At 48.9% G+C, this 10463-nt stretch carries 6 protein-coding genes; all 6 read right to left on the bottom strand.

The annotated features are described in order from the left end of the window. Nucleotides 1-369: 369 nt before the first annotated feature. A complete protein-coding gene (locus FHS17_RS13680; protein WP_167278982.1) occupies nucleotides 370-1416 on the bottom strand; it encodes a LacI family DNA-binding transcriptional regulator in 1047 nt (348 codons plus the stop codon). A 205-nt stretch (nucleotides 1417-1621) separates the two neighbouring features. Then, the gene (locus FHS17_RS13675; RefSeq protein WP_167278981.1) at nucleotides 1622-3004 is read right to left on the bottom strand and encodes an ABC transporter substrate-binding protein; all 1383 of its coding nucleotides are present in this window, start codon (nucleotides 3002-3004) and stop codon (nucleotides 1622-1624) included. A gap of 71 nt (nucleotides 3005-3075) precedes the next feature. Continuing rightward, on the bottom strand, nucleotides 3076-3912 hold the full coding sequence (locus FHS17_RS13670) for a carbohydrate ABC transporter permease (RefSeq protein ID WP_167278980.1): 837 nt from the start codon (nucleotides 3910-3912) through the stop codon (nucleotides 3076-3078). Nucleotides 3913-3925: 13 nt separating this feature from the next. Beyond that, on the bottom strand, nucleotides 3926-4819 hold the full coding sequence (locus FHS17_RS13665) for a carbohydrate ABC transporter permease (protein ID WP_167278979.1): 894 nt from the start codon (nucleotides 4817-4819) through the stop codon (nucleotides 3926-3928). Nucleotides 4820-4830: 11 nt separating this feature from the next. Then, on the bottom strand, nucleotides 4831-5931 hold the full coding sequence (locus FHS17_RS13660; RefSeq protein ID WP_167278978.1) for a Gfo/Idh/MocA family protein: 1101 nt from the start codon (nucleotides 5929-5931) through the stop codon (nucleotides 4831-4833). Between the two features lie 377 nt (nucleotides 5932-6308). Then, complete coding sequence (locus tag FHS17_RS13655) at nucleotides 6309-10349, bottom strand: S-layer homology domain-containing protein (RefSeq protein WP_167278977.1); 4041 nt, start codon at nucleotides 10347-10349, stop codon at nucleotides 6309-6311. Between the last annotated feature and the right edge of the window lie 114 nt (nucleotides 10350-10463).

Genomic DNA, 10463 nt, shown 5'->3' with positions numbered 1-10463 from the left:
GGCCCGGACGCACCATTACGTTGGATAATATACAGTCTGCGGCAGGGTTGGTTGAGGGGTACCTATTCTTAATGCTATCACCTGAGCATCAGCTACATTGGAGTTCATCCAACGTAACTCAGCTCCATTGCCGGCTATTGCGCATAATGTTGGATTCTATCCAGTAACTTTCGCCACAATAAGCTACTTTCAGATAAATAAGCTGATTCTGCTGGAGGAATTCCAATGTAACTTTAGCTACTCGGCCCGGACGCACCATTACGTTGGATAATATACAGTCTGCGGTGGGAGTGAGGAGGATTTAACCTCAAATAAAAAAGAGCTGTCTCAACAGTCATAACTAATGACTGTTGAGACAGCTCTTATTGTTTATTTCAAGTTAATCGTGACCTGCTGCGACTCCGAAGAGCGGCGGCAGATCATTCGATACGGAATCGTCATGCGCACTGGCAGCGAGTATTGACCATCCAAGTAGTCGAGCAGCAGCTTTACAGCGTACATCCCCATCTCGATCTTCGGAACATGAACCGTTGTCAGCGGAGGTGATGTGAATTCAGAGATCTCGATATTATCAATGCCAACGACGGCAATATCCTCCGGAATACGAAGCCCCCGCTCCGAAGCCGCACGCATGGCAGCGATCGCCATCATATCGCTGGCTGCAAATATAGCAGTTGGCGAATAACCTTTTTTCTCGAACGCCTGCTTGGTCAGCTCATAGCTGAGAGATACATCCCACTTCACATCAATAATCCAGTTGTCATTCAGCTCAAGGCCCGCTTCATGCATCGCACTCTTGTAGCCAAGGAACCGCTTCTCCATACGGAAAGGATCATTCAGCTCCGGGCCGCCGATATATCCGATCTGTTTATGACCTTGCTTGATCAGATGCTGCACAGCTTCCTTCGCCGCAGCCTCACGGTCATAGCAGACAACCGGAATACTCCGATCCGCCAAATCTACACCAACAATAGCTCTTACATTTTGCTTGATCCACTGGTAAGCATCCGCATCAATTCGCTCGACAATAATCATGCCGTCAATCCGATGCTCCTTCACCAGCGCTTGCAGCTGCTGAATATCCGCCTGGTTCTCGATACTGTATACAAACTCCAGCCGGAGGCCGGTTTCCGTCAATGCTTTCTCAATGCCTTCCAGAATAACCGAGAAATAAGGATTATTATATTTATTCTGAGGAATAGCAACGACGCAGCCGATATGAACCATCAGCTTGGCATCGGATTTGCTGCTTTTCTCGGAACGGTTCGCCTTGTAGCCGAGCTTCTCCGCAGCTTCCCAAATTCTTCTGCGGGTCTCTTCGCTCACGGAACGGGTCGAATCATTCTTCATTACTCGCGATACCGTCGAGATCGATACCCCAACCTGCTCTGCAATGTCCTTCAACTTGGCCATCATACGTTCCTCTCTATTCCTATATCGAATATATGCTCTATATAATTGCGGCAACTCTCAAAAAGTTGCGAAAAGTTGCGGCAAATCCATTGTATAGCGCTATCCTTCAATAGTCAAGAAACACCGCCGTTTCAAGCTTCTTAGCTTAAGCAAAAAAGGGAAAGAAGCGATCAAAACGCCTCTTCCCCTGTTGTACCATGTACCTGGTTTATTTCAGTTTCGACTCTAGATCCTTGATAGCCGCATCCACGTCACCGTCGCCTGCAAGCGGATTTTTGAGCGATTGCTCACCGTATGTCCATACCAGATCCGTTTTCTTCACAGTAAACGGAGAGATGATACCGAACTGCTGCGCATCAAGGAAGATTTTATTTGCTTCGCCTACTTTAGCAATGTAAGCATCGGACGCTGCTTTATTCGCTGGGATCGAATAACCTTGCTTCGCAAGCTCCGATTGACCTTCTGGACCAGCGAGCCATGCGAGCAGTGTGTAAGCCGCTTCTTCATGCTTCGTATTATGCGAGATCGCCATGCCGGCTGGCTGTACAACCGTTTTATTTTCTTTGAACTTCGGCAGGTACGTAATACCGTAATCCACTTTTGCTTCTTGGAAGTTGGTTGTGTTCCAGCTGCCGCCTGGGTTCATCGCTACTTTGCCTGTAGTAATACCCAGGTTTACTTGACCACCAAGACCCTCGATCTGTGCTGGGGTCGTATTGATATGTTTCTTCGTTGCATCAATAAAGAAGTCCAGTACTTCACGGGCTTCAGGAGTATTAAGAGCAAGGGAACCATCATCGTTCACAAGCTTCGCTCCATTCGACCACAGCTCTGGCTCAAGGAACCAATCCATCGTCGAACCAGGTGATACGGACATACCCCATTGCACGACATTGTCGGCATCAAAGCCGTCTTCACCAGGGTTTTTGCCGTTTTTGTCCAGGGTCATCTTCGTTGCAATGTCCAGGATTTCAGTCCAAGTTGGCTCAAGGGAAGGAACTGCTGCACCTTTTGGATTTTTCGCCGGATCGGCAAACATCGCTTTATCGTAGTACCAGACAATCACGTTTGCATCAATCGGAAGAGATACCTGCTTGCCGCCATATTTATGTAATCCAAGTAAGCTTTCGTCAATATTGCTCAGTTCAAAGCCGTTGTCCGCAAGTAAACCGTCCAGCTCTTTGAAGATGCCAAGCTCAGCGTATTTCTCAATAAACGCATAGCTCGTTTTGAATACGTCAGGCAATGTACCGCCAGCTGCATTTGCCGTCAAGCCGTCCCAGTAGCTGCCCCAGTCTTTGCCTTCCAGCTTCACGGTAATGTTCGGATTAGCCTCCATGAATTTGTTCAGTAGCTCCTGCGTCCGTTGCAGCTCTTCCGCTGTTCCCCACTGCGAGTAGGTAATGGTCACGGGCTCTGCAGGCTTCTCTGTCTGCTCAGCGCTGCCGTTATCGCTCTTCTCTGCGTTTGCCGCTGTGCTTGGGCTTGCATTAGAGTTACTATTATTGTTGCTGCCGCAGCCGGAAATGATAAATACCATTGATAATACCAGCGTAAAAAGACCCAATAACCATTTTCTGTTCGTTTTCATATCCAGTTCCCCTTTAGATTAATTTGAAAACAGCAGTCACTGATCATCTTATGTCTACCCATGCAGTTCGCCTAACCCTTCGAACCCGTGAGCACCACCCCTTCCACGATGTAGCGTTGTGCGAACAGGAACAAGAGACCAATCGGCACAATGCTGATGAATGCCCCTGCGGCAAGCGCAGGGAAATCCTGGCTCGTCTGGCCGATAAGCATCTGCAGACCAACGCTGAGGGTGAACATATCATTACTCTTGATGTAAAGGAATGGTCCAAGAAAATCGAGCCATGAATTCACAAAAGCAAAGATAACGGTTGTAACAACAATGGGTTTGGACAGCGGCATAATGACTCTCGTAAACACCGTCCAGCGGTTCCCTCCGTCAAGGTAAGTCGCTTCATCCAGCTCCTGCGGGATCGTCATGAAAAATTGCCGGAACAAGAAGATGTAGTACGCGCCGCCGAGCCATGCTGGAACGATAAGCGGCAGCCAAGTATCTACCCAATGCAACTTCGTAAATAACACGTAAGACGGGATCATCAGGATAGACGGCGGAATCATTAGCGTCATTAAGACGATTGGGAATAGCCGATCTTTGTATTTGGTCGAAAAGCGCGAGAAACCGTAAGCTACAATGGAGCTCGACAGTACCGCACCAATAACAATAAGAGCTGATATAGTGAAGGAATTTTGGATCCATCTCCACATAAGCGGCTGTACATCAAACAATCTCTGGAAAGCTTCGAAGTTAAGCGACTCCGGCAAAATCGTTGGAGGAACCTTATACGTCTCAGCCTTTGTCTTCATCATTGTTGACAGCATCCATACGAGTGGTCCAGCGAACAACACCAAGGCGGCTGTAAGCAGGACGTATTTGCCAGTTTGCTTCACTATACGGTTAGACTGACTCATCGTGATCCCCCCCTTATTTCTCGCCTTCATAGTAGACAAACCGTTTGGACAACTTCATAAGCACAAAGGTGACAAGTGAGATCAGCGCAAACAGGAAGATCGATTGCGTCATCGCCATGCTGAATTTCAAATCCGTAAATGCTGACTTGTAGATGTTGTAGACAAAGGTGTAGGCCGCATAATTGGGTCCGCCCTTCGTCAGCAGCAGCGCTTCGGTAAACATCTGGAAGTTATACATCGTTTGAATAATGACAACGAATAGGATAGAAGGGCTGATCATCGGCAGCGTCACACGGAAGAAGGACTGAACCTTGTTCGCTCCATCGATGAGCACCGCTTCATACAGATGTTTTGGCACATTTTTCAGAGCCGCCAGGAAGATTAGCACCCCACTCCCCGATATCCACACCTGCAGCAAAATGATAACCGGCTTAATTAACCCCTCACTCCCCATCCAATCGGTCTTGCCAATTCCAAGCTTCGCAAGGCCTGCATTCAGAATGCCGAATTCCGAGTTGAACACGAGCCGCCATATAATGACGGTTGCCACAATCGGTACAAGGGTAGGTAAGTAATAGAAGGTCCGGTAAAGGGCGATGCCTTTGACGTTCATATTAAGCAGTAAAGCTATCAGCAGCATTCCGGCCGTTACGACGGGCACACCAACAATAACGAAATAGCCGGTGTTTTGAAGGCTTTTGCTGAAGATCGGATTGTTGAACATATCCACAAAGTTAGATAACCCAACGAAGTTGTAGTCCACCGCTCCCGGCAGCCTGGCATCAGTAAACGCATAAAACACAGAAGTACCAAAAGGAACAAGAAAAAAGAGCGAGAAACCGATTATCCAAGGGGATATAAATAAGAAGAAAACGAGTGTATCATACTGTCTCAGCTTGTTTTTCATCCCGGCACCCCTTACTTCATTAGTTCATTCACATATACATAGCGTTCTTCTACAATCGATTTCTCTGCCGCCAATGCAATCAGCAGTGCATCTCGGCCTATATAAGCGGAAGCAAAAGGCTGCGAGCCTTCTTTAACACTCTTAACAAATTCAATTCGCTGCGTCTGACCGCCGGTATGTCCTCCCATAATCGAATCGGAAGTTACATCGATATCCAGATGATCACGGGTGAAATTCTGCCCGCCGACAATATCGATCGTCTTATCATTCTTCGCAACCATCTGGCCGCCATTTTCCCCGATTAGTCCAATCTCCAGGCCGTCCCCCATCAAATTGCGGGGCTTCAGGTACATGCACAACCCCAGATTCGCCTTGCTTCCATTCTCATATTCAATGGTTACCCAGGCATGATCCACGATCGAGACATCTTCAATTGGCTTAGGCGGATAATGGCTGTACGAATTTGTAATCATATTCGGCTGACCCTGCTTCATCACATGCTGTCCGCCAGTTGCGAACACCCGAAGCGGCTTCGAACCAATCATCCAGTTGAAAATATCAAAGTGATGGCAATCCTTCTCAACCAGCGCACCGCCCGACTTGTTCTTGTCATAAAACCATTCCGTTGGGGGGAACGGATCGCGGAATTCTTTGCACCACATCAGCTTCACATCGCCAAGACGTCCCCGTTCCAGCTCCTCAGCCATTCTGCGATAAACATTGGAGTAGCGATAGACGAGACCGATCTGCAGGATCCGGTTATTCGCTTCGGCTGCTTCAATAATGGCATTACAATCTTCCAAAGTGTGTGCAACCGGCTTCTCCAGGAACACATGCTTGCCAGCTTCGAGGAAAGCAACTGCCACCTCCCGGTGCATGTAATTCGGTACGCTGATCACAACCGCATCAATATCTTCTTTATGTAAAAGCTCCTTATAGTCAGTCAGGATAACCGGACTGCTGTTCTTCAGTTCCGCCAGCGTACGGTCAACGTTCGCCTGGTTCATATCGCAGATATAGTTCACTTTGCAATCCGGCAGCAGATCAAAGCCGATACAATGATGCGAGCCCATATCTCCAACGCCGATAAATGCCATTCTCAGTTTCTCCATGTCTACACTCTCCATCAATAATTTTGCGCCAAATATGCTCCAATTCATTACCGGTATGGGGAGCAATCGTTTTACATGATCTGATAATAACGCAGCCTTCACAACAAGTCAACAATTTTTGGGTAAAATATTTTATTATTTTGCGCCAAATATTTTGATTTGAGTTTTTTCAGTTATAACGCGGGTTAACAGTATTTTTCATTCGGGTTTTAGCTAATAAGAATTGGCAATTAGGCATATTTGTTTAAAGTTTTTAATAAAATATTTGCGCCAAAATTAAATCAAATAGATCAAATAAATTACTGGATTTTCCTTACATTAAACTTTAAGGCAAAAAAAGAGACTGCCTGGCATCCCAGACAGTCTCCCGCCAACCTTTATTTCGGCAGTAATCCCAATAACCGAACCACCATAACCGCAGCTTCCGCACGTGATACACTGTCCTGCGGACGGAAACTGCCTTTGGTGTCACCAAGCAGCAAACCAAGCTGACGGGCCTGACGTACACCATCCTCTGCCCAACCACTAATGCTGTCGTTATCTGTATATGGTTCTGCGTTACCCTCACCGTTCAGTTCCAAAACAATGCCAGCTTCTGCCGCCGCCTTCTCAACGGCTCGAACAGCCAAGACAGCAAGCTCCTCGCGTGTAATCCCTGCTTCCGGCTTGAAGGTATCACCATAACCATTAATCAAACCAGCAGCTAATACATCAGCCAACTCCTGCGTATACCAGGCATTAGCCGGAACATCCTTAAACGGAATAACCACATCACTTCCTTCACTTACCCCAATTCCCGGTATTCTGGCCAAAATAGCGGCGAATTCCGCACGCGTGACGGAGCGGTTTGGTGCAAACCGATCCGCATCAACGCCATTCATAATCTTCTTCGCAGCCAGCTCCTGAATCGCCTTGGCTGCCCAATGGCTGCTTGGCACATCCGTATATGTCTTGTGGTTTGGCACACTGTTATCTTCTGGAACCGGCGTTGGCTTTGAAGGCGTACTGCCGTTTCCACCGCTCGATGTAGAACCAGTTACGTTCAAACTGCCTACTTCATACCGGCCATCAGAGCGCTCCCCATCAATCGCCAGCTTCATTCCAGGTGCATTCGTTGCTGGATCAATTACAGCAATCAGCAGTTTATAGCTGCCTGCAGCAAGTGAATTAGGCACATTAATTTTGTTGCTAAGAACATACCTGCCCGGCAGCAGCGTGCGTAAATCCGTATCCTGCTGCTGTTTGTACACAACGGTTCCATCCGTCGCAGCAAGGCTGTATTCCAGCTTCCAATCTTGATAGAACGGTGCAACACCTTTATTATTTATAACGGTTTCCACATCGGCTGATGCACCACGCGGAACCGATCCCACATGCTTAATCGCTTCTATAACATAGCGGTAGCCCATCATTTTTTGCATCGTCTCGATATTGGATTGAATCTCTGTGCCATACGCCGTACGTGCTGGTGAAGATGGCCCAAGCCATGACGTATGGCTGACCCTCAACTGGCGCAGCGACTCCATAATCGCATCATCCGTCAGCCAGCTCTCCGGATTACCATTGGCAAATTCGCCGCCCGAATACGCATACTTCCAGAAGTCCGGCATAGCAGATGCAGCCTGCTGGGCTGCAGCATCTGCCGGATTATCCAGGGACTCGCCAATACCCGCCCAGCCATTTTGGGTCCAGCCAACCCATTCATCCGTGCTGGATTTGATGCCAAACACATCGTTAAACAACCCCGTTTGCTGCTCGCTTGCGATCGGGAACGGCTTTCTCATGCCAATCTGCTTGTGGGTGAAAGCATTCAAATAATGCTGAACATATTGATCCGATATACTCAGCTTAGGGAATACGCCCGAGCCGCTTGGCCAAGTATGCCACTCTCCCCAGTGACCTAGACTTCCGAGCTGAACGTAAGCAATCCGCTCATCTGTGTCGTAGCGCTGCGCAACCTTAGCGATCATCCGCTCATGTTCAGCAAGAAGCGTTGAACTATTGTAGTTTGGACTAAAGCCCGAGCCTACTTCTTGCGTATCATACCAGGTTCCGGCATCCCCCTCGGCAGCCAGCTCATCATACAGCCAATCCGGAATATCCTTATGCGCTGGATCTGAAGTTGGCGTATCCAGCACAATTCGCAGATTGATCCGTTTGCCCTGCGAAGCCCAATAGTTGAATTGATACTTCTGTTCAATGGCTTCCCAGTCAAACTGACCTTTCACCGGTTCCAGCTCACGCCATGTTATACCCGCGTACACCAGACTGTGCTGCTGAGGATATGGCGTTCCATCCGGCTTCGATGAATCCTTCGCCCAAGCTACCCAACCCATATAAGGGTTATTCAACAGCTCGAAGCTTTGTCGCGGATAAAACACACCAGAATCCGCATGCGTTTGAACCGTCTTATCTACGGTCAGCGGTGAAGTACCGCCAAGCGGGAGCTGAAGCATCTCACGGTTTACGAAGCCCAGCTTAATTGGGGCTGGCGCAGCAAGACCCATCTCATCCAGATAAACATTAATTTCGAGGGAGTCGTCCGATGCGGCCAAATAGACCGGTCCCTTCTCTTCCCAATCTCCATCCTGCTGCTGGTATTTATACAAGTTGCCACGGTCGATTTTGTAATCAAAGCCTTCTTCAGCCCACAGACCAGCCGTCGCACCAGTTGCTGCATCTCCGTCTGTATTCAAATAATAAACGCTGCGCAAATCCAGGTTCTGCCCCTTCACCCGGATATACAGCTTCTGTTCATCCTGAACAGCATCCAGCAGGTACGGCGCACCACTTGCAGAGGCACCAATCTCCACCTCACTCCAATCGCTGTCATCTCCGTCAACGGTAATAATAGAATCACTGCTGCGCAAAGGGATAACAGCAGGATCACCATTCGCTTCAGGGGAGACATAGCTGTTACTCAGGAATCCGGCATGAATGGACTGCTCATCATCAATGCCAAGCCTACTCAGCGGCACCGACCATTCGATCACTTTATGATCGCCTGTTCCGGTGCTGATATAAGGAAATACGGTATCGGTCTGATCCCAGCTGCCGCTTCCATTCGAAGCATATAGGATAGCGGTCTGCACCAAATATTCAGCACCAAGCTTACCTGCCCAAGCCCAGCTGGAGGTGCCGGTAGCAGGATTCTTATCGGTATCGAGGAACAGATGCTCCCACAAACTTGGAAACTCCGCATTATCAATTCGGCCATCAATGAGTGCATACAACTGCCCATCCGCCACATAAGTCTTCACTGTAGTCAGCCCGTCAGCCGTTACCGTAAGCGGCTGAATACCGGCCCAATCCGATGTGTCGCCATCAACGGATAATTGTGGCTTCGCAACAAGACTGATCTCAGCGGGATCACCTGCTGGATCTGGCATGGCGTAATTATTGCTCAGGAAAGCAACGTGAACGGCTTTCGTATCCTCTACACCTAAATCCGCAAGCGGCAGACTCCATTCAATCGTTTTGGCATCTCCTGTTCCTGAACGGGCATAACTTAAATCGGTAACCGCCTCCTGCCAGCCGCCGCTGCCATTCGCCTGATAGAGTAAACCTGACTGAACGAGGTATTCCGAGCCAAGCGTGTTTGCCCATGCCCACATGGCCGTTCCAGTTGCCGGTTTACGGTCGACATCAATCAGCAGATGCTCCCACAAATCAGGGAACTCGCCATTATCGATACGCCCCTCAATCAGCATATGTAAAGCATCCGCTGACACCGCATATTTCACTGTTGTTTTCCCATCCGCGCTGCGCAGCAGCTCGGGCACATCCACCCATTCGGCACCATTCCCATCAATCGCCAGATCAGCCGGCGCAGGGGGAGCTTCCTGTACTGCCCCGCCAGATGAGGATGGCTGCACAGCAACCATAAGCTCTCCAAGCTCCGGCAGCATCGCACCATCTGACAACAATCCAACCTTGATCTTGCCAGCAGGATCAGCCGCAGCGAGTGCTGCTAGATCAATCTCATATTCCGCAACTGTATCACTGTCCTGCAACGACACCTGACCCTTCTGTACCCAATCCCCATTCTCGAAAGCATACACATCGCGCTCTTCAATCTTGTAGTCGATTCCAGCTGAATCCTTCCATCCCGCGATATTTGCTCCTGTCGACGTATCATTATCGGCATTCAAATACAGCGTCTTGGAGCGATCCATCTCCTGTCCGCTTGCCATGACATAGAGCTTTCCATCCCGATTAACCGCCTTAATCCGTTCCATCCGATTAGTTGCTTCTGCCTGATTCGTAACTCCGCCATCCCAATCCTCGAAATTACCGTACGAACTTGCATCAGATGCCGCTGCTGTCACAGTCGGTATTCCTGCATTTGGCAGCACCCCAATCATCAGCGCCATTGCAGCCAAGGCTGTCTTTCTCCCCACAGTCCAACCATTGCCCATCGTTTCCCCATCCCTTCTTATATCGCTTGCCTTTGAAGTGATACCTGGAATGAACTCCCCTGAACATGACCCTTTGCAGATACTGCCTCCTTCTTCCGTTTAAGCGCGAGGCGC

Source organism: Paenibacillus lupini (genome assembly GCF_011761355.1).
Lineage (GTDB): Bacteria > Bacillota > Bacilli > Paenibacillales > Paenibacillaceae > Pristimantibacillus > Pristimantibacillus lupini.
This window is presented reverse-complemented; position numbering and strand designations above follow the sequence as displayed.

What these genes read in the sequence shown, in the direction of transcription:
- FHS17_RS13680 (WP_167278982.1), bottom strand. Translation starts at nt 1,416, where the DNA reads ATGATGGCCAAGTTGAAGGACATTGCAGAGCAGGTTGGGGTATCGATC.
- FHS17_RS13675 (WP_167278981.1), bottom strand. Translation starts at nt 3,004, where the DNA reads ATGAAAACGAACAGAAAATGGTTATTGGGTCTTTTTACGCTGGTATTA.
- FHS17_RS13670 (WP_167278980.1), bottom strand. Translation starts at nt 3,912, where the DNA reads ATGAGTCAGTCTAACCGTATAGTGAAGCAAACTGGCAAATACGTCCTG.
- FHS17_RS13665 (WP_167278979.1), bottom strand. Translation starts at nt 4,819, where the DNA reads ATGAAAAACAAGCTGAGACAGTATGATACACTCGTTTTCTTCTTATTT.
- FHS17_RS13660 (WP_167278978.1), bottom strand. Translation starts at nt 5,931, where the DNA reads ATGGAGAAACTGAGAATGGCATTTATCGGCGTTGGAGATATGGGCTCG.
- FHS17_RS13655 (WP_167278977.1), bottom strand. Translation starts at nt 10,349, where the DNA reads ATGGGCAATGGTTGGACTGTGGGGAGAAAGACAGCCTTGGCTGCAATG.